The organism is Pseudomonas sp. JH-2 (genome assembly GCF_036231725.1).
Classification (GTDB): domain Bacteria; phylum Pseudomonadota; class Gammaproteobacteria; order Pseudomonadales; family Pseudomonadaceae; genus Pseudomonas; species Pseudomonas delhiensis.
Genome location: NZ_JAZAQP010000035.1, coordinates 13820 through 35537 on the forward strand (window position 1 = coordinate 13820; position 21718 = coordinate 35537).

Consider the following 21718-nt stretch of genomic DNA (forward strand, 5'->3'; position numbering starts at 1 on the left):
TATTTGGTAGTAGAGGGGGGTGTTCGTAGGAGCGAGCTTGCTCGCGAATGGCGTTAGCCGGCGGTATTGGCGTTTGGGGTTGCTCCGCGCCCTCTCCCCAGCCCTCTCCCTGAAGGGAGAGGGGGCTAGTCCGTGCCGAGAAGGGCTCTGGTTTCAGCCGGAGACTCGATGCAAGCCGGCTAACATCGAAATATCAGCACACGCCGAACGGTCCCCTCTCCCTTCAGGGAGAGGGTTAGGGAGAGGGAACGGCGTCAGTGCTTGCACCGCAGCCGCCGGGAGCCACCGTTCGCGAGCAAGCTCGCTCCTACAAAAAGCAAAAAGCCAAAAAGCCAAGGGCCGGCACCCGGCCAGCCCCCTGCCCTCACCCCAGCGAACTCAGCGCTTGCTCACCAGGTCCTTCGGCAGCTTGAAGGTCCAGATCATCCCGCCCTGGTCCAGGTCCTTGATGCGCTTGGCCACCTCGCCGCCCCACAGCGGCACGGCGCCGCCCCAGCCGGAAAGCACGGTAACGTATTGCTCGCCGTCCATCTCCCAGGTGATCGGCGAAGCGATCACGCCCGAGCCGGTGTTGAACTCGTAGAGCTTCTTGCCGGTCTTGGCGTCGAAGGCCATCAGGTAGCCCTCGGGGTTGCCGGTGAACACCAGGTTGCCGTGGGTGGCCAGCACGCCGCCCCACAGCGGCGCGTAGTTCTCGTAGCGCCAGACCTGCTTGCCGGTCTTGGGGTCGATGGCGCGCAGCACGCCGATGTACTTCTCGTTCAGCGGCTTGATGGTGAAGCCGGCGCCCAGGTAGGCCGCGCCCTTCTTGTAGGTCACGTTCTCGTTCCACATGTCCATGCCCCACTCGTTGGAGGGCACGTAGAACAGGCCGGTGTCCTGGCTGTAGGCCATGGGCATCCAGTTCTTGCCGCCGAGGAACGACGGCGAGACGAACACCGAAGAGCCCTTGGTAGCGTCGCCCGGCGCGCCGGGGCGGTGGGCGTCGTCGTAGATCGGCCGGCCGTTCTCATCCAGGCCCTTGGCCCAGGTGACCTTGTCGACGAAGGGGAAGCCGCGGATGAACTTGCCGTTGGTGCGGTCCAGCACGTAGAAGAAACCGTTGCGGTCGGCGGTGGCCGCGGCCTTGATGGTCTTGCCGCCATCCTTGTAGTCGAAGGACACCAGCTCGTTGACGCCGTCGAAGTCCCAGCCGTCGTGGGGGGTGGTCTGGAAGTGCCACTTGATCGAGCCGTCCTCCGGGTTCAGCGCCAGGCGCGAGGAGGAGAACAGGTTGTCGCCCGGGCGCAGGTGCGAGTTCCACGGCGACGGGTTGCCGGTGCCGATGAACAGCGAATCGGTGCTCGGGTCGTAGTAGCCGCCCAGCCAGGGCGCGGCGCCGCCGGTCTTCCACAGGTCGCCCGGCCAGGTCTTGCCGGCCTCGCCGCCGGAGATGCCGTTCTCGATGGCCTTGCCGTCCTTGTACACGTAGCCCATGTGGCCTTCGACGGTCGGGCGGCTCCACAGCAGCTCGCCGTTGCTGGGGTCGTACGCCTCGATCTTGCCGACCACGCCGAACTCGCCGCCGGCCACGCCGGTGATCAGCTTGCCCTTGGCGATCAGCGGCGCGGCGGAGATGGAGTAGCCGGCCTTGTAGTCGGCCACGGTCTTCTTCCACACCACCTTGCCGGTGTCCTTGTTCAGCGCCACCAGCTTGGCGTCCAGGGTGCCGAAGATCACCAGGTCGCCATACAGGGCCACGCCGCGGTTGATCACGTCGCAGCAGGGCATGATGCCGTCGGGCAGGCGCGCATCGTACTGCCAGAGCTTGCGCCCGGTGCGCGCGTCCACGGCGAACACCCGCGAGTAGGAGGCGGTGACGTACATCACGCCGTCCTTCACCAGCGGCTGGGCCTGCTGGCCGCGCTGCTTCTCGCCGCCGAACGACAGCGCCCACACCGGGCGCAGCTCCTTGACGTTGTCGCTGTTGAGGGTCTTCAGCGGGCTGAAGCGCTGGCCCTGCTGGTTGATGCCGTTGACCACGATCTGGTCGGTGCGCTTGGCGCTGTCACTGATGTCCTGGTCGGTAACCGCGGCCTGGGCGCCCAGGCTGGCCAGGGCGAGTGCGGCGAAGAGCGCGCTGCGCGCGAAGGAAGGGGTGGGACCTGCATGTCTCATTGCGGCTACCTCTGCGGATTTGTTGTTGTACCCGGGAAGTTTTCCCGGTCTGCCGCAGATTCTTGGCCCGGTGCGGTGGGCCAACAATTGACCGCTTTGCCGAATTCCCTAGTTCCTTGGTAGCAATACCCGAACCTCGGCGCAGGTGTAGGAGCGGGCCCTGCCCGCGATTCGCGCGCAGGGCGCGCTCCTACAGGGGGATACCGTGGCCCGGGGCAACGGCGTATAACCGCGAACGGTTATACGCCCTACGCGACTACGAAGAGCCGGGGCGACTCATTGTTGGTCGATACGCGGCAGGGCCTTCTGTTCGTAGCGCGGGTACAGGTGGGTGACGCTGCGGATCAGCTCGTAGCGCGTCAGGCTGATGCCGGCGAAGCGTTCGGGGATGGGGGTGCGCAGCAGGTCGTTCATGTCCGCGCCTTCGCGGGTGCCTTCGCGCATCACGCCGTCGAGCCAGCCGAGGTAGTCGCGCATCTGGGCGAAGGGCTTGGCGTCGGTGGCGATGGGGCCGTGGCCGGGCACGATCAGCTTCCAGGGCAGCGCCTGCAGGGTATCGAGATCGGCCAGCCAGACGTCCAGCCCCGGGCTGTTGGGCGTGGTCAGCGCGCGCTCGTAGAACACCAGGTCACCGGCGAACAGCACCCCGGTGGTCTCGTCGAGGATCGCCAGGTCCGCTCCGGTGTGGCCACGCAGGCCCAGCAGGCGCAGGCGGTGCGTGCCGACCTGCAGCTCACCCGGCTCCACCGTCTGCGTCGGCAGCACCACCTCGGTGCCGCGCATCCAGTCGCCCACCAGGCGGTACATGTTTTCCGCCATGGCGTTGCCCTGCTCCTTCAGCAGCCTGGTGGTGCCGGCCAGCGCGCCTATGGGTACGTCGGCAAAAGCCTGGTTGCCCAGGACGTGGTCCGGGTGGTGGTGGGTCAGCAGCACCTGCTTCACCGGCTTGCCGGTGGTCTGCTGGATGACCGCGCGCAGCGCCTCGCCGTAGCGCCGCGAGGGGCCGGTGTCGATCACCAGGATGCCGTCGCCGGTGTCGATGAAGGCGACGTTGACGATGTTGCCGCCGTTGTCCTTGGCGAAGTTCCCGGTGCTGCCCTCCACCAGCCAGGTGCCCGCGGCGATCTGCCGGGGTTGCAGGTGGTACTGCAGGTCGGCGAGGACCTGGGTGCAGAGCAGCAGCAGGAAGGTCAGCAGGTAACGCATGGGCACCTCGCGGGCGGGCCGGCCGCCTCAGAGGGCGGCCTCGAATTCGTTGCCGTTGTTGTCGTGCAGGAACAGCTTCGCGTGGGGATGGCCGCGCAGTTCGAAGCTGAAGCTGGGGTTCTCGCTCACCGCCGGGAACAGGTCCAGGCGCGCCAGCACCTCGCCCTCGGGCGTGCGCAGTTCGGCGTGGTCGAGGTAGAACTCCGGAATGCCGCCGACCAGGCCGTTGTCCATCGGGTGGTCCACCTTCAGGCGCAAGCGCGTGTTCGGCCCGCGGGAGAAGGCGCCGCCGTGCACCTGGCCCAGGCGCTGCTCCCAGCCGGCCTGGGCGCGCACCACGCTGGGCGCGGTGCAGCCGCCGCCGGCGGCGTCGACCCAGGCCGAGCCCACGTGCCACACACCGTCCTCGCCGCGCAGTGCGGCGCGGATGGCGGTGGCCTGCTCGATGCGGATGCGCACCGCCAGCAGCGCCTCCAGGTCCTTGCCCGGGTAGAGCGTCAGCACGTGGGGGATGGGGTTCAGCTCGGCCCACAGCACCAGGCGCTCGTAGCGCCCCGGCAGCTGCCGCGCGTCCACCTCCACCGGTACCTGCCGCGAGTCCTCGGCGAAGGGCGGCACGCTCAGCTTCACCCGCTCGTCGAAGACGAAGGGCTCGTCGCCGAGCAGGCGCTTGTGGTGGTAGTCCCACATCACCGAGGGTACCGGGTCGCCCTCCACCGCCGCGGCCAGCAGCGGCAGGCCGCACAGGCCCAACAGCAGGCTACGTCTGCGCATCCCTCCTCCTCGTGCTATTGCACGTCCTGGTACAGCCCCGGCAACTCGTAGCGCACGCCGTAGCCGGCGTAGAGCTTGGCCAGCTCGCCGCTGCGCACCAGTTCCTCCAGCTCGCCGTCGAGGGCGTTGGACAGCTGGCGGTTGCTCTCGTGCACCGCCATGCCGATGTCCCAGTCCGGCTGGCCGAGGCTGGGGTAGGTGTTCTCGGCGTTCTTCAGCTGCTCGTCGTGGGCCTGGGCGCGCATCCAGTCCAGCTCGCCGCGCAGCGCCATCACCGCGTCCACCTTGCCGCCGCGCATGGCGTCGAAGGCCGCCTGGGTGCTGGGGAAGTGCACGGTCATGGCGCTGAGCTGGCCGCCCAGCACCGAGGTCAGGTAGAACGAGGGCACGCTGTCCAGCTCCACGCCGATGCGGTGCTCGCGGAACGCCGCGATGGTGTCCACCTGCGGCAGCCGGCGGGCGTCGTTGACCACCTGCCAGCGCTCGCGCTGGTAGGGGCCGAACATCACCACCTGGTCGTTGGCCAGCTCGCCGACGTCGTTGCGCTTGTTCGAGTAGTCGCGGTCGTAGGGCACCCGCAGCATCACATCGGCGACCACGCCCGGGCGCAGGTAGTGGCCCTTCCAGATGAAGTTGCGCAGGTCGTCGTCCAGGCGCTCGCCGGGGATCACCCAGAGGAACTCCGCGCGCAGCCCCAGGCCCTGCGCCAGGCGCGTGGCCAGGTCGACGTCGATGCCGCGGGGCTGGCCGCCCTGCATGTAGCTGTAGGGCGGGAAGTTCTGATAGACCGCCACCCGCAGCACGCCGGAAGCGACCATGTCTTCGTAGGGCCGGACCTTGGCCTCGGCCTGCCCCAGCATCAGGAGCAGGCCGCACAGCAGGCTGAGCAGGCGCATGGCGGCGTCACTCGTCCACGTGCACGCTTTCCAGGTAGCTGCGAATCGCCCACAGCCCTTCCTGGCTGATGTAGTCGGCCATCTTCGGCATGTACACGGCGCCATCGCGCACCGCGCCGTTGATCACCCGTTCCTTGAACCACTCGTCGCCCTCGGCGCCCAGGTCGAGCTTGCGCAGGTCGGGGGCGATGCCGCCGGACTTGGCTTCCAGCCCGTGGCAGCGCGCGCAGTTCTGGTTGTAGGCGGAGGAGCCGATCTCCACCGCCAGCTTGTGGTTGGCGTAGGGCTCGCGGTACGGGTTGGTGTCGCGCCACTCCTTGCCCAGGGGCTCCAGGCCCTTGGTATCCACCGCTTGCGGGGTCACGTTGCCGTGGGCCAGGGCCAGGGCCGAGACACTGAGGCCGGCCAGCACCAGCAGGCCGCGCAAGGAGTTCTTCTTGTTCATCACTTCATTCCTCTGGGGGTAGGACAAGGCACGGGCGCCACCGGGGCGCTCCTCGACCATGTTAGGAAGCCCCGCCCCCGCCCCGAATGCTGCTTTGGATGTCCCCGCCTACTCCCTTCGTACTAGGGCGCAGGGCTGCCGCGCCAGCGCCTTCGGCAGCAAGCCCAAGTCATGCCCCGGCCGGGAACTTGTCCCGGCCGATGCGGGAGCTTTTCCGTTTCCGCCACCGCCGCCGGCTCCCACCATGGAACCGCCGCGGCCCGAGCAGCGGCCCGCCGTTTCTCGACCCAACACAAAAAACGGGAACCCGAAGATGACAACAAGAACCTCACCCGCCTCTTCACCCAGCTCTGCCGGCCCCCTGCGCCTCGCCCTGCACAGCCTGACCCTCGCCATCGCCCTGGGCGCCGGCGGCGCCGCGCTGGCCAAGGACGTCAGCTGGGACGACATCGCCAACGACCACAAGACCACCGGCGACGTGCTGCAGTACGGCATGGGCACCAACGCCCAGCGCTGGAGCCCGCTCAAGCAGGTCAACGCCGACAACGTGTTCAAGCTGACCCCGGCCTGGTCCTACTCCTTCGGCGACGAGAAGCAGCGTGGCCAGGAATCCCAGGCCATCGTCAGCGACGGGGTGATCTACGTCACCGCCTCCTACTCGCGGCTGTTCGCCCTCGACGCCAGGACCGGCAAGCGCCTGTGGACCTACAACCACCGCCTGCCCGACGACATCCGCCCGTGCTGCGACGTGGTCAACCGCGGCGCCGCCATCTACGGCGACAAGATCTTCTTCGGCACCCTCGACGCCTCAGTCGTGGCGCTGAACAAGAACACCGGCAAGGTGGTGTGGAAGAAGAAGTTCGGCGAACACGGCGCCGGCTACACCATGACCGGCGCACCAACTATCGTGAAGGACGGCAAGACCGGCAAGGTGCTGCTCATCCACGGCAGCTCGGGCGACGAGTTCGGCGTGGTCGGCCGCCTGTTCGCCCGCGACCCGGACACCGGCGAGGAAATCTGGATGCGGCCCTTCGTCGAAGGCCACATGGGCCGCCTCAACGGCAAGGACAGCAGCGTCACCGGCAACGTCAAGGCGCCGTCCTGGCCGGACGACCTCAACTCCCCCACCGGCAAGGTCGAGTCCTGGAACCACGGCGGCGGCGCGCCCTGGCAGAGCGCCAGCTTCGACGCCGAGACCAACACCATCATCGTCGGCGCCGGCAACCCCGGCCCGTGGAACACCTGGGCGCGCACCGCCAAGGGCGGCAACCCGCACGACTACGACAGCCTGTACACCTCCGGCCAGGTCGGCGTGGACCCGAGCACCGGCGAGGTGAAATGGTTCTACCAGCACACCCCGAACGACGCCTGGGACTTCTCCGGCAACAACGAGCTGGTGCTGTTCGACTACAAGGCCAAGGACGGCAAGATCGTCAAGGCCACCGCCCACGCCGACCGCAACGGCTTCTTCTACGTGGTCGACCGCAGCAACGGCAAGCTGCAGAACGCCTTCCCCTTCGTCGACAACATCACCTGGGCCAGCCACATCGACCTGAAGACCGGCCGCCCGGTGGAACGCGAAGGCCAGCGTCCGCCGCTGCCGGAACCGGGGCAGAAGCACGGCAAGCCGGTGGAAGTCTCGCCGCCCTTCCTCGGCGGCAAGAACTGGAACCCCATGGCCTACAGCCAGGACACCGGCCTGTTCTACGTGCCGGCCAACCACTGGAAGGAGGACTACTGGACCGAAGAAGTCAACTACACCAAGGGCAGCGCCTACCTGGGCATGGGCTTCCGCATCAAGCGCATGTACGACGACCACGTCGGCAGCCTGCGCGCCATGGACCCCACCAGCGGCAAGGTGGTGTGGGAGCACAAGGAGCACCTGCCGCTGTGGGCCGGCGTGCTGGCCACCGCCGGCAACCTGGTGTTCACCGGCACCGGCGACGGCTTCCTCAAGGCCTTCGACGCGAAGAACGGCAAGGAGCTGTGGAAGTTCCAGACCGGCAGCGGCATCGTCTCCCCGCCCATCACCTGGGAACAGGACGGCGAGCAGTACATCGGCGTGACCGTCGGCTACGGCGGCGCCGTACCCCTGTGGGGCGGCGACATGGCCGAACTGACGCGCCCGGTGGCCCAGGGCGGCTCCTTCTGGGTGTTCAAGCTGCCCAGCTGGGACAACAAGACCGCCAGCCGCTGAGCCCACCGACCGCGCCCCCAGGGGCGCGGTTTTCCATGCCCCGGGAGAACGCCATGAAAACCACCACCCTGCTCGCCGCCCTGCTGCTGGCCGGCCTGGCCCACGCCAACGACGAATCCGCCGACACCGACGACGCCACCGTCATCGCCCACTGCCGCATAGAGCCCGGCAGCCAGTGCCCCGGCGCCGACCTGCGCGGCGCCGACCTCAAGGGCCAGGACCTCACCCGCATGAACCTCGCCGGCGCGGACCTGTCGGGCGCCGACCTGCGCCACGCCACCCTGGACCTGGCCAACCTGGAAAAAGCCAACCTGCGCGGCGCCAACCTCACCCGCGCCAGCCTGCAACAAGCCAACCTGCGCGCCGCCGACCTCTCCGGCGCCAGCCTGGTGGCCATCCAGGCCTGGGGCCTGTTCGCCCAGGGCGCCCAATGGCAAGGCGCCGACCTGACCGCCGCCTACCTCGAATTCGCCCGCCTGAGCGGCGGCAAACTGCACCAGGCCAACCTGCGCGCAGCGGACCTGGAAATGACCTGGTTGTCCCGTGCGGACCTGAAGGGGGCGGATTTGCGCGATGCGAACCTGCAGGAGGTGAAGCTGGCGGAGGCGAACCTGGAGGATGCGGACCTGCGGGGCAGCAAGCCGAGGTTCGGGAACTTCCAGGGGACGAATATGCAGGGGTGCAAGGGCTGCCCCGGCGGCTGGGACTGAACGCTACGCTCGAACTCGCGAATGGGGTTTCCCGTAGGGCGCATAACGCCCCAGGCGTTATCCGCCATCGGCCCCTGTGCCAAGGCCACCGGCGGATAACCGCGAACGGTTATGCGCCCTACGAGCCTGACCGCATAGGCAGCTTTAGAGCAGAAAATAAATGCGTCCCCTTTTAGGTCCTCGCTGGAGTACCTGGCGGCCGATGCCGAGCGGTTGTATGCCGCTGCCGAGGATGGCAGCCAGGCGTAGGGGGCGTGATGCGAAGCGTTAGTCGCTGGTGGCGCGTGGCGCTTCGCTTCATATCGGTCCTGTAGGAGCAACTGGCTTGCAGGCAGTGCCGAGGCGCTCTTCGTAGGAGCGAGCTTGCTCGCGAATGGCGCTTCCCGGGCACCGTTAGTGTTTGGATCAACTCCGCCCCTCTCCCCAACCCTCTCCCTGAAGGGAGAGGGGGCCGTTCGGAGCGTGTGGCGAGTTCAGTGTCATCCTGATATGCCTAGCCGCGAACGCGGGAATCCAATAGACAGCCTCACGCCGTGCCCCATGTAGGAGCGCGCCCTGCGCGCGAATCGCGGGCAGGGCCCGCTCCTACAGGTTGACGCCGAACCTCCCAGCCACGCCGGACAGCCCCCTCTCCCGCTTGCGGGAGAGGGTTGGGGTGAGGGTGCGGAGTAAACCCGAAACATCAGTGCCGCCGGTAAGCACCGTCCACAGTCAGGCCCGGCACGCCATCAGCACCATCAACTCCGCGCCTGCGCCTCCAGCGCCTCTATCTCGGCGATCCGCCATTGCCGCCTTTTGCCTTCCAGCACACCCTGGCGCTGCCATTCGGCCAGCAGGCGGTTCAGGGTTTCCGCGCGTACGCCGAGCTTGGCGGCCAGTTGGCGCTGGCTCAGTGGCAGCTCGATGTTCTGCCCGGCGCGGCGCGGCAGGCGTAGCAGGTAGGTCGCCAGGCGCTGCGGCGCGTTGAAGCCGGCGAGGCTGTCGACGTCGTCGATCCTTGAACTCAGCGCCTGGCCGGCTATGTCCAGCATGTCCAGCGCCAGGGGCGGGTGTTCCAGGCAGGCGCGGCGCAGGTTTTCCCGGTGCAGGCGGCACAGCAGGCTGGGCATGGCCGCGCGGGTGCCCACCGGGTATTGCCGCTGCGGCATGAACATCACCACGGGCGCCAGCAGCTGGCCGCGGCCCACGTGCTGGATCACCCGTTCCTCGCCGTCCATGCCGTAGCGCAGGGTGTCGATGCGGCCCTCCAGCACCAAGTACCAGAACAGCGCCGGCTGGCCCTGGTTGAACACCGCCTCGCCCTCCTCCAGCGCGCACAGGCTGGCGTCCGCCAGCAGGCTTTCGCGCAGCGCCTCCGGCTGCGCGCCCAGCAGCGGGTGGCTGGCGAGCAGTTCGCGGGCCAATACCAGGCCGTTCTTGACATTTCTCATTTGATACAAGCCCGCAAAGGTGGATTATTCGCAAATGATAATTCATGTCATTTACAGCGTGCAGCTCTTTTGCTAAGGGCGCACACCATCCTTGGGGGAGGCATTGATCGTGGTTCTGAAGTCCTATCGTGCACTGTTGCTGGCACCGGCCCTGAGCGGCCTGTTCACCCTGAGCCCGCTGGCCCAGGCGGAAGACACCAATAAAGAGCTGGAAAGCCTGACGGTGACCGCCACCCGCTCCTCGGCGGCGGCCGAGGATTCGCCGCGCACCCTGACCGTGATCAGCGGCGAGCAGGTCCGCGAGCGGGTCGGCAGCGGCGGCATCCAGAGCCTGCTGGCGGAAATCCCCGGCATCGAGTTCGCCCGCAGCGGCGGCCTTGGCGGGCAGCTGGTGGTGCGCGGCTTCAACAGCAACTCGGGGCGCTCGATCCTGGCCATCGACGGCGACCGCTACCGCGGCCGCAGCACCCTGGAATTCAACATGATCGACCCGGATTCGATCGAGCGCATCGAGATCATCCGCGGCCCCGCCTCGGCGCTCTATGGTTCCGACGCCATGAACGGCGTGGTCAACATCGTCACCCGCAGGGCCAAGGTCGACCCATCGCAGAGCTTCGAGCTGACGCCGAAGCTGCGCGCCCTGGAATGGAACAGCGGCAACAGCATGGTCGGCGGGCGTGCCGAGATGGTTGGCGGCGGCAACGGCTTCGACGTGCTGCTGGGCGTCAACCAGCGCAGCGCCAGCGACTACTCCACCCCCATCGGCGATGCCGCCAACAGCGGCTACAGCTCGCTCGGCGGCGACTTCGCCATCGGCTACAGCCCCGACAACGATTCGCGCTGGGAACTCTCCGGGCGTTACCAGCGGGTGGTCAGCAAGCGCGCCGGCGGCCTGGGCGCGGCGCCGGGCGAGCCCTTCATGGACGTGCGCGAAGACCCGATCACCGAGCGCTACCTGCGCCTGGGCTACCAGAACTACAACGTCGGCGCCTGGGCCGACAGCCTGGACAGCAGCCTCTACGTGCGCGACTTCGAGACCGACATCTACCAGCGCAACAGCACCGCCGCCACGGTCGACGCCTTCGCCCACATCAAGGTCTACACCCCCACCGTCTGGGGCGGCCACCTGACCGCCATGAAGCAGTTGGGCGAGCACAACCTCAGCTACGGCGGCGACTTCTTCAACGAGCGCTTCGACGGCCGCGAGAACAATGCCCGGCGCTACAACCGCAGCACCGGCGCGCTGCTCTCCGACAGCGGCTGGAACCAGATGGAGCGCGATTCCGAGTCGACCAACCTGGGCCTGTTCGTCAACGACGACTGGCGCTTCGACGAACGCTGGTCGTTCACCGGCGCGCTACGCGGCGACATGGTCAACGTGGACATCGGCGACACCTTCGCCGGCGAGGCCGCGAGCCTGGCCAACGCCTACCGCGGCAACACCGACCAGCGCCACTATGCGGTCACCGGCAGCCTCGGCGCGGTGTACCGGCTGACCCCGGCCTGGCACCTGGTGGGCAACCTCAGCCGCGGCTTCCGTGCGCCCTCGGGCAACGATCTGACCATCTCCAGCACCGCCGGCACCCAGCCGACCCTGCCCTCCCCCGACCTCGACCCGGAAACCAACGTCACCGCCGAGGCCGGCGTGCGCTGGTACGGCGAGCACAGCCAGCTGAACCTCACCGCCTACCAGAGCAAGTACAAGGACCTGATCAGCCTGGTGCGCCTGGATTCCACCCTCTACCAGCGGCAGAACGTGGCCAAGGCCACCATCCGCGGCCTGGAGCTGGACGGCCGGACGCAGCTGGCCGAGCGCTGGAGCCTGGGCTACGCCGCCACCCTGACCCGCGGCCGCGACGACAAGACCGACCAGGACCTGCCCTACATCGCCCCGCTCACCGGCAACCTCAAGCTGCGCTACGACACCGGCCACTGGTACGGCGAGGGCGTGGTGCGCGCCTACCAGGGCAAGCACCACATCGACGAGAAGCAGGAGCGCGAGACCTCCAGCTACGCCATGGTCGACCTGTACGCCGGCATCGACCTGGACCGCGTGCTCGGCAACGGCTGGCAGGACTGGAAGCTGATGGGCGGGGTGGAGAACCTGTTCGACCGCGTGGGCCGCAACCCCACGGTGGCCGAGAACCTCGCCTACCCCAACGACCTGGTGGGCAACCCGCTGGTGGAGCCGGGCCGCGCCCTGGTGGTCAAGCTGTCGGTGGACTACTGATGCGGCGCCCCATCGCATTGCTGCTGGCCCTGCTCGGCGCCGTCCCGGCGCTGGCCGCCCAGGTCGTCGACCAGAGCGGCCGCAGCGTGGAGCTGCCGGCGCGGGTCGAGCACCTGGTGGCCATCCCCATCCCGCTGGCGTCGATGATCATGGCCGTGGACGGCGGCCCGCAACGCCTGGCCGGGATGAACTCGGCCAGCCGCGCCGACTTCGAGCACGGCCTGCTCGGGCGCATGTACCCACAGGCGCAGCAGGTGCCCTCGCAGGTAGCCGGCGAAGGCTTCGTGCCCAACGTCGAGGCGCTGGCCGCCACCGGCGCCGACCTGGTGTTCCAGTGGGGCGACCGCGGCGACGACATCGTCCGGCCGATCAGCGCCCTGGGCATCCCGGTGATCACCCTGCGCTACGGCGACAGCGCGCTGGCCGCCGGCTGGCTGCGCCTGGTCGGCGCCGCCCTCGGCAAGCCGGAGCGCGGCGAGCGCCTGGCGCAGTGGTTCGAGGCGCGTAGCCAGGCCATCGCCACGCGCACCTCCACCATCCCCGCGGCGCAGCGGCCGCGGGTGCTCTACCTGCAGCGCACGCGCTCGGGGCTGATCGCCGCCGGCGCCGGCACCAGCATGGACGGCGACATCCGCCTGGCCGGGGGCAGCAACGTCGCCGCCGGCGTGCCCGGCTTCGCTCCGGTGGACGTCGAGCAACTGCTGGTGTGGGACCCGCAGGTGGTGCTGCTGAACAACTTCGAGCCGGGCCTGGCACCGGCCGAGCTGTATGGCGACAGCCGCCTGGCCGGCCTGGCCGCGGTGCGCGAGCGGCGCGTCTACAGCTACCCCCACGGCGGCTTCCGCTGGGACCCGCCGAGCCAGGAAACGCCCCTGGCGCTGGACTGGCTGGCCAGCCTGTTCCACCCCGAACGGGCCGAACCCGGCCTGCGCCAGCGCATCACCGAGGCCTACCAGTTGCTCTACGGCTATGCCATGGGCCCGGCCGATCTCGACGACCTGCTCAAGCTCGCCGGCAACGGCGACAGCGCCCACTACCGCGCGCTGTTCGCCGGGGAGGCCCGATGAGCCTGCGCCAACGCCTGGCCACGCCGCTGTTGCTGGTCGCCCTGCTGCTGGCCGCGGTGCTCGCCCTGGGCGCCGGGCGCTATGCCATCGAGCCCTGGACGGTGCTGCGCATCCTCTTCGCCCCGCTGTTCGGCGAAGGCGACTGGAACGCCATGCAGCAACGCGTGGTGGAAGGCGTGCGCCTGCCGCGGGTGCTGCTGGCGGCGGTGGTCGGCGCCGGCCTGGCCGGGGCCGGGGCGGCGCTGCAGGCGCTGTTCCGCAACCCGCTGGCCGAGCCGCAGCTGCTCGGCGTGTCCTCTGGCGCGGCCTTCGGCGGCGTGCTGGCCTTCCTGCTCGCCGGCGACGGCTGGCCGGTGGTCACCGGCGCGCTGGTCTGGGGCCTGCTGGCACTGCTGGCGGTCTACTGGCTGGCCGGCGGGCGCGGCAGCCGTGGCAGCAGCACCGTGCTGCTGGTGCTGGCCGGCATCGTGGTCAGCGCCGTGTTCGCCTCCGGCGTGTCGCTGATCAAGCTGGTGGCCGACCCGCAGAACCAGCTGCCGGCCATCGTCTTCTGGCTGATGGGCAGCCTGTCCGCGGCCGACACCGGCAAGCTGCTGATCGCCCTGCCCTGCATCGGCCTGGGCCTGGCCCTGCTCTACGGCCTGCGCTTCCACCTGATGGCGCTGTCGGTCGGCGACAGCGACGCGCGCAGCCTCGGCGTGCCGGTGCAGCGCGTGCGCCTGCTGGCCCTGCTCGCCGTCGGCGTGATCGCCGCCTCCAGCGTGGCGGTGTGCGGCGTGGTCGGCTGGGTCGGCCTGGTGGTGCCGCACCTGGTGCGCATGGGCTGCGGCAGCGACCACCGCGGCTTCCTGCTCAACACCGCGCTGGCCGGCGCCACCTACCTGATCCTGGTCGACACCCTGGCGCGCACCCTGACCCAGCTGGAAGTGCCCCTGGGCGTGCTGACCGCGCTGCTCGGCGCGCCGCTGTTCGCCTTCCTCATCCGTCGCCTGGGAGGGACACTGCATGGCTGAAGCCGCCCTGCGTTGCCACGACCTGCACCACGCCTACGACAACCGCCCGCTGCTGCGTGGCCTCGACCTGGCGCTGCCGCGCGGCGCCCTCTGCGCGCTGCTGGGCGGCAACGGCGCCGGCAAGTCCACCCTGCTGAAGATACTGGCCGGCAGCCTGGCGCCCAGCCGCGGCCGGGTGGAACGCCGCGGCCGCCTGGGCTTCGTGCCCCAGGAAGTGCACCCGGCGCTGCCGATGACCGCCCTGGAGATGGTCCTGCTCGGGCGCTCCGCCGGCATCTCCCTGCTGCGCGCCGCCGGCCGCGACGACTATGCCGCCGCCCGCCGCGCCCTGGAACGGGTGGAAGCGGCGCACCTGGCCGAGCGCGCCTTCGCCTCGCTGTCCGGCGGCGAGCGCCAGCTGGTGCTGCTGGCCCGCGCCCTGGCCGCCGAGGCCGACATCCTGCTGCTGGACGAACCCACCGCGGCCATGGACTGGCACAACCAGGCCCTGACCCTGCGCCTGCTGGCGGAGCTGGCCGGCGCCGGCATCACCCTGGTGTTCAGCACCCACGCCCCGCAACACGCGCTGGAATTCGCCAGCCATGCCCTGCTGCTGTTCAGCGAAGGCGCCCACGCCTTCGGCGAGCCGGCGCAGGTGATGGACGAAGCGGCCTTGTCGCGCCTGTACCGCATCCCCGTACGCCGGGTCCGCCTGGACGAGCTGCCGCAGAGCGGCACGGCGGTCCCGATCTTTTCCCAACTCCCTCAGGAGAACCGTGAACAGCCATGAGCAGCATCCTCCACATCCGTGCCGTCTCCCATGAACTGCCGGCCTTCGTCGCGCGCCTGGAAGCGCTGGGCATCGACTCCCTGTCGCTGCGCCAGATGAGCGACGAGCACTTCGCCGGGCGCAGCGCCATCCTCGTCGAGGGCCACGTCGACCAGCGCGCCCTGCTCACCCACCGCGACGCCCTGCGGCGCCACCTGGACGCCGGCGGCACCCTGGTGTTCAACGGCCACCTGGTCTACCCGATCTTCGACGGCCTGGCGGACTTCGTCGTGGCGCCTCGGCGCGGCGTGAAGGAGCTGGAAGTGGAGCGCGTGAACCCGCACCCGGTGTTCGACGGCGTGGACTGCCACGACCTCAGCTACCGCCGCGGCGTCGCCGGCTTCTACGCCCGCGGCGCCAACCCGCCGCCGCCCGGCGCCGTGGTGCTGCACCGCCTGCGCGCCGACGGCTCGCCCATCGACTGGGTGTGGCAGCGGCCGGCCGGCGGGCAGGTGTTCATGCACAGCGGCAACAACCTCTGGATGTACATCAACGACGACACCAGCGCGGCGCGCATCGCCCCGCAGCTGCTGGACTGGGTGCGCGCCGGCGCGCCCGCCGTCACCTACGCGGAACAGGAGTGAAAGCATGCGAATCGCCTTCGTCGACGGTGGCACCTACTACCACCACGCCACCTACAACGACCCGCAGCTGCACGCCTACTTCGACCGCAACCTCTACGCCCCGGAACTGCCTGGCGCCGATCTCGACGACATCGACTGCCTCTACGTCGCCAGCCGGCAGAACCCCGAGGACCTGATGGCCGCGCAAGACACCATCGCCGCCTTCCTCGCCGCCGGCAAACTGGTGGTGGCCCTGGGCGAAAGCCGCGCCGACCTCTGGCTGCAAGGCGTACGCTGGCGCCCCTGCGAAACCAACTTCTGGTGGTGGCTGGAGCCCGGCGCCGACTCCGGCCTGCGCCTGGGCGCAGCCGACCACGGCCTGTTCGCCCACCTCGACCTGGCCGCCGCCACCTGGCACCGCCACGGCGAACTGCAGCCGCCTGAAGGCGCGATCTCCCTGGTGAACACGGTGGACGGCGGCTCGGTGCTCTACGACGACAGCGTCACCACGCCAGGGCGGATGATCGTCTCCACCCTGGATCCGTGCTACCACCATGGCAGCTACTTCATGCCGGCTACCACGCGCTTCCTGCATGGGTTCCTGCCATGGCTGAAGGCGGGGGCCAGGGTTAGGTCAAACGGCGGATAACGCGGAACGTTATTCGCCCTACGCCAAGCCCACCCGTAGGGCGAATAACCGTTCGCGGTTATCCGCCGCCTCACCTTCCTTGTCGGCAACCCCGTGGTCGAGCCTGGCGCGGCTCCGACGGCGGCTCCGTGCCCGGCGCCGAGCGGAATGCGGCCAAGGTCAAACGGCGGATAACGCGGAGCGTTATTCGCCCTACGCCAGGCCCACCCGTAGGGCGCATAACCGTTCGCGGTTATCCGCCGCCTCACCCATCGCCACGCCGGAATCGACCTTCGGCGACCTCAAATGGTCCGCGAGAAACGCTCCCGCTGCTCGCCGCCAAGGTAGGCGTCGAAGGCCATCGCCACGCTGCGCATCATCAGCTGGCCCTGGGGCAGCAACAGCAGCCCGTCGTCATGCAGTTCCACCAGCCCGTCGTCGACCTGCTCCCGCAACTGCCGCAGCGAGTCCTCGAAGTACTCGGTGAAGCGGATGCCGTGGCGTGCCTCCAGCGGTGCATAGTCCACCCGGCCGTGGCACATCAGCTCGCCTATCACCTCGCGGCGCAGGCGGTCGTCGTCGCTCAGGCGGTAGCCCTTGTGCACCGGCAGCAGGCCTTCGTCGAGGCGGGCGTAGTACTGGGAGAGTTCCTTCACGTTCTGCCCGTAGGTGTCGTCGACCTTGCTGATGGACGACACGCCCAGCGCGATCAGGTCGCAATCGGCGTGGGTCGAGTAGCCCTGGAAGTTGCGTTGCAGCGTGCCCTTGGCGCGGGCCACGGTCAGTTCGTCGTCGGGCAGGGCGAAGTGGTCCATGCCGATGTAGGCGTAGCCCTCCCCGGTCAGCCGGCCGATGGTCAGCTCCAGCAGTTCCAGCTTGCGCTCGGGCGGCGGCATGTCCTCGCGGCGGATCAGGCGCTGGGCGCGCACCCGCTCGGGCAGGTGGGCGTAGCTGTAGGCGGCGATACGGTCGGGGCGCAGCGCGACTATCTTGCCCAGCGTGGTATCGAAGCTCTCCACCGTCTGCAGCGGCAGGCCGTAGATCAGGTCCACGGACACCGACTTGAAGCGCGCCTCGCGGGCGGCCTGGACGAGGTCGAAGATCTGCTGCTCGCTCTGCACGCGGTTGACCGCGGCCTGGACCTTCCCGTCGAAGTCCTGCACGCCGAAGCTCAGGCGGTTGAAGCCCTGGGCGCGCAGCTCGGCGATGCGCTCGCGGCTGATGGTGCGCGGGTCGACCTCGGTGGAGAACTCGTGGTTGTCGCTCTCGTCGAGGTTGAAATGCTCGCGCAGGCAGTCCATCAGCTCGGCCAGCTGCTCGCTGGTCAGGTAGGTCGGCGTACCGCCGCCCAGGTGCAGCTGGGTGAGCTTGCGCTGGCCGTCGAACAGCGCCGCCTGCATGGCGATCTCGCGCTTGAGGTAGGCCAGGTACTCGACGGCGCGGTGGGTCTTCTGGGTGATGATCTTGTTGCAGGCGCAGTAGTAGCAGAGGCTCTTGCAGAACGGGATGTGGATGTACACCGAGAGCGGCTTGGCCGGTGCCTGGTTGCTGCGCCGGGCCGCCGCGCGGTAGTCGTCGGCGGCGAAGGCGCCATGGAACTGCGGCGCGGTGGGATAGGACGTATAGCGCGGCCCCGGGCGGTCGTACTTCTCCACCAGGGCGCGGTTGAAACTCATCGACTCAGGCATGACACGGCTCCTCTGGCTCGCCGTCCGTTGCGGCGGGCTTCGCGGGCAACGATACACCCGACCGGCTGCGTTGCTCCTGAGTGGGATCAAGAACCGCTCAGGCGCGCACGGCGGTTTCGTCCGTTCAGGATAGGCCTTTCCAGGATGGCGGGCGCCCGGGCCCTCGACGAGGTGACGGATGCCACGGGCGAAACCCATGGGCCATGGCGATGGGCATCGCTTCGCTCCACGCCATCCTGCGGTGGCGTTGCCCATGCAGCCGTAGGAGCGGGCCCTGCCCGCGAATCGCGCGCAGGGCGCGCTCCTACAGGTGGGACAGCGGTGTCGGCGTACAAGCGGACTCCGTCCGCGATCGGATTCACCGGCCACGCCGGACGCCCCGGTGGCGCGGCCGGCGGCGGACAACCGCGAACGGTTATTCGCCCTCCGTTCCCCTGCCCGCGAATCGCAGGCAGGCGGGCCGCCCTACCCGGCCAGCGCCTCGCCGCTCACGCGCAATACCCCGCTGTCGATCGCCAGGTGCACCAGCTCCGCGTGGGAACTGACCTGCAGCTTCTGCTTCAGCAGCGTCACATGGTTGGACACGGTCTTGGCGCTCACGCACAGGTGTTCGGCCACCTGGCGTACCGGAAGGCCACGGGCGAGCATGACGAAGATTTCGAATTCGCGGCGGGTCAGGCCGTGCAGGCGCGGGTCGCCCTGCTCCAGGCCGCGGGGTTGGCAGGCCAGGCGGGTGGCCAGGGGTTGCTCGATGTAGAGCTGGCCGGCCAGCACGCGGCGCACCGCTTCCAGCAGCACTGCCGGGGCCGCGCCCTTGGTCACGTAGCCGGCGGCGCCGGCGTCCAGGGCCTGGCGGACCAGGGGCAGTTCGTCGTGCATGCTGAAGAACAGCACGCGCAGCTGCGGCAGGCGCTGGCGCAGGCGGCGGGTGACCTCCAGGCCGCTGATGCCCGGCAGGCCGATGTCGAGGATGACCAGCGCGGGGATTTCCCGCTGCACCGCCTGCAGCGCTTCCTCGCCGTCGGCCGCCTCCAGCACTTCCGCTTCCGGCAGCAGGCCGCGCAGCAGGGCGGCTATGCCTTCGCGCACCACGAAATGGTCGTCCACCAGCAGGATCTTCATCGCTTTTCTCCTCTCATGCCGCTGCCGGCAGCGGCACCCGCAGGCGCAGCGCCAGGCCCAGGCCGGGCTGGCTGCGCAGTTGCAGCTCGCCGCCCAGGCAGCGGGCGCGCTCGCGCATGGAGCGCAGGCCGATGCCGGCGCGTGGCGGGCCGTCGCTGCCGCGGCCGTCGTCGCGCACGCCCAGGTACAGGTAGCCGCCGCGCGCTTGCAGGCGTACCCACACGCGGCTGGCGCTGGCGTGGCGGGCGACGTTGGTCAGGGCTTCCTGCAGCAGGCGGTACAGGTGCGCTTTGGCGGCGTCGTTCAGGACCGGCAGGCGTTCGGCCAGGTACAGGGTGCAGGCGATGCCCTGGCTGGCCTGCCAGTCCTCGACGTAGGCGCGCACCGCTTCGTCCAGGGCCAGGTGTTCCAGCACCACCGGGTAGAGGTCGCGGATCAGCGCCCGGAAGCTGTCGTTGAGGCCGCGGCAGTGCTGGTCCATGCGTTCCAGGGTGGGTTGCGCGGCGGGTTGGTCGTGGAGGCTGTGCAGCAGGAAGAGTTGCGCGCGGATGCCGGCCAGGTACTGGCCGATGTCGTCGTGCAGGGCCTGGGCCAGTTCCTGGCGCTCGCGCTCCTGCACGGCCAGCAGCGAGCGGGTCAGCTCGGCGTTTTCCTGGCAGGCGCGCTCCAGGGCCTCGGCCATGCCGTTGAAGCGCCCGGCCAGGCGCTGCGCCTCCGGCAGCGAATGGCCGGGCAGGCGCACCTGCAGGCGGCCCTGGGCGATCTCGCCGAACGCGGCCTGCAGTTGCTCCACCACCCGCAGCCCGCCATGCACCGCCCAGCGGATGGCCAGCAGGCTGACCGCCAGGGCCACGCCGAACAGCGCCAGCAACTGCACCAGGGAGTCGCGGACCTCGTCGATCTCGTCGCGCGGGTCCACGCTCAGCTGCACGCGGCGGCCGTCGGCCAGTTGCAGTGGCTCGGCACGGTACACGTCCGGGTACAGGCGCGCCGCCAGCCATTCGTCCAGCCAGCCGCGGGGCGCCGGCGGCGGCTGGTCGAGCCAGTGCACGCGCACGTGGCGCAGGCCGCCGGTGAGGCTCTGGTCGAGGCTGGCCGGATCACGCAGGGCCGCCTCGCGCAGGTATTCCACCACCGCGCGGGCGGCATCCAGCTCGCGGCGCACGTCCTCGTCGCCCTGGTGCAGCAGCACGGCCACGCACAGCGCGGCCACCAGGGCGAAGAACAGCCCGACCAGCAGGTTGATCCGCCACAGCGCCGACATGGCCGCGCCTTACGGCCCCACGCGGCAGGGCTGGCCGGCGATGCAGACGGTGGGCACGCCGGGGCGGGTGTGCAGGCTGTACATGAAGTCGAAGCCCAGCAGGCTGAGGATCAGCAGGATGGGCAGTACCAGGGTGACGGCGATACGCATGGCTCGGCTCCCGTTGTCTTTGTTGTTGTAGGGCCATGCTAGGGCGCGGCCGCGGGCGGCGATCTACTACCTTGGTACTGCCCCGGCGGTACTTTCTGCATATTTCCCGGCCCCTGGCGCGTTCCTATGCTGGCGACACAACAACAATGGAGTCGCCCATGCGCCAGTTCGCCCTGCACGGCGTGGCCTACCTGCTGGCGGTCGCTTGCGCCGCCCTGCTCTGCCTGGACGTGCGTGCCGAGGAGGCCCCGGCCGAGCTGCAGGTGCGCATCGCCTACCTCGGCTACACGCCCGACCCCGGCCCGCTGCTGTCGAACATCATCCCCGAGCCCACCGACGCCGGCCTGCGCGGCGCGGAGCTGGCCATTGACGACAGCAATACCACCGGGCGCTTCCTCAAGCACCGCTACAGCCTGGTCACGGCCACCAGCGCCGATGCGCAGCAGCTGCTGGCCGAGGCGCGCAAGCTGCACGACGACGGCCTGCGCCTGTTCGTGGTCAACGCCCCGGCCGACAGCCTGCGCCAGCTGGCCGCCGCGCTGCCGGACAGCCTGCTGTTCAACGCCGGCGCCGCCGACGACGACCTGCGCGCCGACCAGTGCCCGGCCAACGTGCTGCACACCCTGCCCAGCCGGCTGATGCTGACCGACGCCCTCACCCAGTTCCTGGTGCTGCGCAAGTGGACGCGCTGGCTGCTGGTGGTCGGCCAGCGCCCCGAGGACCAGGCCTACGCCGCCGCCCTGCGCCGCTCGGCCAGGCGCTTCGGGGCGAAGATCGTCGAGGAGAAGGCCTTCACCTTCGCCAACGACCAGCGCCGCAGCGCCCAGGCCGACATGCCGCTGTTCACCCAGGCCGACGACTACGACGCGGTGCTGGTGGCCGACGAGCACGGCGACTTCGGCGAGTACGTGCCCTACAACACCTGGCTGCCGCGCCCGGTGGCCGGCACCCAGGGCCTGGTGGCCACGGGCTGGCACAAGACGGTGGAGACCTTCGGCGCGGCGCAGCTGCAGAAGCGCTTCGAGGAGCACGCCAGGCGCTGGATGAACGACCGCGATTTCGCCGCCTGGGTCGCCGTGCGCAGCGTGGCCAGCGCCGTGACGCGCCTGCGCAGCGCCGAGCCCATGGCCATCCGCGCCCTGGCGCTGTCGCCGGACCTGCCGCTGGACGGCTTCAAGGGCTACCGGCTCAGCTACCGCCCCTGGGACGGCCAGCTGCGCCAGCCCATCCCCCTGGTGCAGCCGCGCGCGCTGGTCAGCACCTCGCCGCAGGAAGGCTTCCTGCACCCCGAAAGCGAACTCGACAGCCTCGGCCTGGATGCCCCGGAAAGCCGCTGCCACCTCGCCGACGCCAAGCCCTGACTGGAGATA

General features: G+C 69.5%; 19 protein-coding genes. 9 read left to right on the forward strand and 10 right to left on the reverse strand.

Annotation, left to right across the window (positions count from 1 at the left end; translation table 11 throughout):
* Nucleotides 1-378: 378 nt before the first annotated feature.
* The 5 genes from VV867_RS21580 to pedF all read right to left on the reverse strand — a co-directional run bounded on the left by VV867_RS21580 (nt 379) and on the right by pedF (nt 5478).
* Nucleotides 379-2157, reverse strand: a complete 1779-nt coding sequence (locus VV867_RS21580) for a methanol/ethanol family PQQ-dependent dehydrogenase (protein WP_109936274.1) — start codon at nt 2155-2157, stop codon at nt 379-381.
* A 276-nt stretch (nt 2158-2433) separates the two neighbouring features.
* Nucleotides 2434-3363, reverse strand: coding sequence for a quinoprotein relay system zinc metallohydrolase 1 (locus VV867_RS21585; RefSeq protein WP_328567521.1), 930 nt, complete (start codon nt 3361-3363; stop codon nt 2434-2436).
* Between the two features lie 27 nt (nt 3364-3390).
* The gene (locus VV867_RS21590; RefSeq protein ID WP_328567522.1) at nt 3391-4137 is read right to left on the reverse strand and encodes a quinoprotein dehydrogenase-associated SoxYZ-like carrier; all 747 of its coding nucleotides are present in this window, start codon (nt 4135-4137) and stop codon (nt 3391-3393) included.
* Between the two features lie 14 nt (nt 4138-4151).
* Nucleotides 4152-5033 carry a substrate-binding periplasmic protein gene (locus tag VV867_RS21595; protein WP_089392303.1) on the reverse strand — a complete coding sequence of 294 codons (882 nt, stop codon included), beginning with the start codon at nt 5031-5033 and terminating at the stop codon, nt 4152-4154.
* Between the two features lie 7 nt (nt 5034-5040).
* Nucleotides 5041-5478, reverse strand: a complete 438-nt coding sequence (pedF, locus tag VV867_RS21600; protein WP_109936270.1) for a cytochrome c-550 PedF — start codon at nt 5476-5478, stop codon at nt 5041-5043.
* A gap of 313 nt (nt 5479-5791) precedes the next feature.
* Here pedF and exaA point away from each other — a divergent pair, with 313 nt between their 5' ends.
* Nucleotides 5792-7675 (forward strand): quinoprotein ethanol dehydrogenase, encoded by a 1884-nt coding sequence (gene exaA / locus VV867_RS21605; protein ID WP_328567523.1) that lies wholly within the window; start codon nt 5792-5794, stop codon nt 7673-7675.
* Nucleotides 7676-7728: 53 nt separating this feature from the next.
* The gene (locus VV867_RS21610) at nt 7729-8385 is read left to right on the forward strand and encodes a pentapeptide repeat-containing protein (RefSeq protein WP_328567524.1); all 657 of its coding nucleotides are present in this window, start codon (nt 7729-7731) and stop codon (nt 8383-8385) included.
* Between the two features lie 737 nt (nt 8386-9122).
* Here the strand turns inward: VV867_RS21610 and VV867_RS21615 are convergent.
* Complete coding sequence (locus tag VV867_RS21615; protein ID WP_109933712.1) at nt 9123-9815, reverse strand: Crp/Fnr family transcriptional regulator; 693 nt, start codon at nt 9813-9815, stop codon at nt 9123-9125.
* 109 nt (nt 9816-9924) lie between these two features.
* On the opposite strand from VV867_RS21615, the gene VV867_RS21620 reads away from it, so the two are divergent.
* Genes VV867_RS21620 through VV867_RS21645 form a run of 6 tightly spaced genes read left to right on the forward strand, consistent with a single transcriptional unit; the run spans nt 9925 to nt 16145 of the window.
* Entirely contained in the window at nt 9925-12045 is a 2121-nt protein-coding gene (locus tag VV867_RS21620; protein WP_177412042.1) for a TonB-dependent receptor, read from the forward strand.
* A complete protein-coding gene (locus VV867_RS21625; RefSeq protein WP_109933713.1) occupies nt 12045-13112 on the forward strand; it encodes an ABC transporter substrate-binding protein in 1068 nt (355 codons plus the stop codon). Before VV867_RS21620 ends, VV867_RS21625 begins: the two co-directional genes overlap by 1 nt.
* Nucleotides 13109-14125 (forward strand): FecCD family ABC transporter permease, encoded by a 1017-nt coding sequence (locus VV867_RS21630; protein ID WP_109933714.1) that lies wholly within the window; start codon nt 13109-13111, stop codon nt 14123-14125. The genes VV867_RS21625 and VV867_RS21630 overlap by 4 nt, the downstream gene beginning before the upstream one ends.
* Nucleotides 14118-14894 (forward strand): ABC transporter ATP-binding protein, encoded by a 777-nt coding sequence (locus VV867_RS21635; RefSeq protein WP_328567525.1) that lies wholly within the window; start codon nt 14118-14120, stop codon nt 14892-14894. Before VV867_RS21630 ends, VV867_RS21635 begins: the two co-directional genes overlap by 8 nt.
* A complete protein-coding gene (locus VV867_RS21640) occupies nt 14891-15517 on the forward strand; it encodes a hypothetical protein (RefSeq protein ID WP_109933716.1) in 627 nt (208 codons plus the stop codon). Before VV867_RS21635 ends, VV867_RS21640 begins: the two co-directional genes overlap by 4 nt.
* Nucleotides 15518-15521: 4 nt before the next feature.
* Nucleotides 15522-16145, forward strand: coding sequence for a hypothetical protein (locus VV867_RS21645; protein ID WP_109933717.1), 624 nt, complete (start codon nt 15522-15524; stop codon nt 16143-16145).
* Nucleotides 16146-16426: 281 nt separating this feature from the next.
* Here the strand turns inward: VV867_RS21645 and hemN are convergent, their stop codons facing one another.
* The 4 genes from hemN to VV867_RS21665 form a co-directional block, all read right to left on the reverse strand.
* Complete coding sequence (gene hemN / locus VV867_RS21650; RefSeq protein WP_328567526.1) at nt 16427-17812, reverse strand: oxygen-independent coproporphyrinogen III oxidase; 1386 nt, start codon at nt 17810-17812, stop codon at nt 16427-16429.
* A gap of 465 nt (nt 17813-18277) precedes the next feature.
* A complete protein-coding gene (locus tag VV867_RS21655) occupies nt 18278-18934 on the reverse strand; it encodes a response regulator transcription factor (RefSeq protein ID WP_089392283.1) in 657 nt (218 codons plus the stop codon).
* Between the two features lie 13 nt (nt 18935-18947).
* Nucleotides 18948-20198, reverse strand: a complete 1251-nt coding sequence (locus VV867_RS21660; protein WP_328567527.1) for a sensor histidine kinase — start codon at nt 20196-20198, stop codon at nt 18948-18950.
* Nucleotides 20199-20207: 9 nt separating this feature from the next.
* The gene (locus VV867_RS21665; RefSeq protein WP_167364804.1) at nt 20208-20348 is read right to left on the reverse strand and encodes a hypothetical protein; all 141 of its coding nucleotides are present in this window, start codon (nt 20346-20348) and stop codon (nt 20208-20210) included.
* A 158-nt stretch (nt 20349-20506) separates the two neighbouring features.
* Here VV867_RS21665 and VV867_RS21670 point away from each other — a divergent pair, with 158 nt between their 5' ends.
* Nucleotides 20507-21709, forward strand: coding sequence for an ABC transporter substrate-binding protein (locus VV867_RS21670; protein WP_328567528.1), 1203 nt, complete (start codon nt 20507-20509; stop codon nt 21707-21709).
* Nucleotides 21710-21718: the final 9 nt, after the last annotated feature.

What these genes read in the sequence shown, in the direction of transcription:
- VV867_RS21580 (WP_109936274.1), bottom strand. Translation starts at nt 2,157, where the DNA reads ATGAGACATGCAGGTCCCACCCCTTCCTTCGCGCGCAGCGCGCTCTTC.
- VV867_RS21585 (WP_328567521.1), bottom strand. Translation starts at nt 3,363, where the DNA reads ATGCGTTACCTGCTGACCTTCCTGCTGCTGCTCTGCACCCAGGTCCTC.
- VV867_RS21590 (WP_328567522.1), bottom strand. Translation starts at nt 4,137, where the DNA reads ATGCGCAGACGTAGCCTGCTGTTGGGCCTGTGCGGCCTGCCGCTGCTG.
- VV867_RS21595 (WP_089392303.1), bottom strand. Translation starts at nt 5,033, where the DNA reads ATGCGCCTGCTCAGCCTGCTGTGCGGCCTGCTCCTGATGCTGGGGCAG.
- pedF (WP_109936270.1), bottom strand. Translation starts at nt 5,478, where the DNA reads ATGAACAAGAAGAACTCCTTGCGCGGCCTGCTGGTGCTGGCCGGCCTC.
- exaA (WP_328567523.1), top strand. Translation starts at nt 5,792, where the DNA reads ATGACAACAAGAACCTCACCCGCCTCTTCACCCAGCTCTGCCGGCCCC.
- VV867_RS21610 (WP_328567524.1), top strand. Translation starts at nt 7,729, where the DNA reads ATGAAAACCACCACCCTGCTCGCCGCCCTGCTGCTGGCCGGCCTGGCC.
- VV867_RS21615 (WP_109933712.1), bottom strand. Translation starts at nt 9,815, where the DNA reads ATGAGAAATGTCAAGAACGGCCTGGTATTGGCCCGCGAACTGCTCGCC.
- VV867_RS21625 (WP_109933713.1), top strand. Translation starts at nt 12,045, where the DNA reads ATGCGGCGCCCCATCGCATTGCTGCTGGCCCTGCTCGGCGCCGTCCCG.
- VV867_RS21630 (WP_109933714.1), top strand. Translation starts at nt 13,109, where the DNA reads ATGAGCCTGCGCCAACGCCTGGCCACGCCGCTGTTGCTGGTCGCCCTG.
- VV867_RS21635 (WP_328567525.1), top strand. Translation starts at nt 14,118, where the DNA reads ATGGCTGAAGCCGCCCTGCGTTGCCACGACCTGCACCACGCCTACGAC.
- VV867_RS21640 (WP_109933716.1), top strand. Translation starts at nt 14,891, where the DNA reads ATGAGCAGCATCCTCCACATCCGTGCCGTCTCCCATGAACTGCCGGCC.
- VV867_RS21645 (WP_109933717.1), top strand. Translation starts at nt 15,522, where the DNA reads ATGCGAATCGCCTTCGTCGACGGTGGCACCTACTACCACCACGCCACC.
- hemN (WP_328567526.1), bottom strand. Translation starts at nt 17,812, where the DNA reads ATGCCTGAGTCGATGAGTTTCAACCGCGCCCTGGTGGAGAAGTACGAC.
- VV867_RS21655 (WP_089392283.1), bottom strand. Translation starts at nt 18,934, where the DNA reads ATGAAGATCCTGCTGGTGGACGACCATTTCGTGGTGCGCGAAGGCATA.
- VV867_RS21660 (WP_328567527.1), bottom strand. Translation starts at nt 20,198, where the DNA reads ATGTCGGCGCTGTGGCGGATCAACCTGCTGGTCGGGCTGTTCTTCGCC.
- VV867_RS21665 (WP_167364804.1), bottom strand. Translation starts at nt 20,348, where the DNA reads ATGCGTATCGCCGTCACCCTGGTACTGCCCATCCTGCTGATCCTCAGC.
- VV867_RS21670 (WP_328567528.1), top strand. Translation starts at nt 20,507, where the DNA reads ATGCGCCAGTTCGCCCTGCACGGCGTGGCCTACCTGCTGGCGGTCGCT.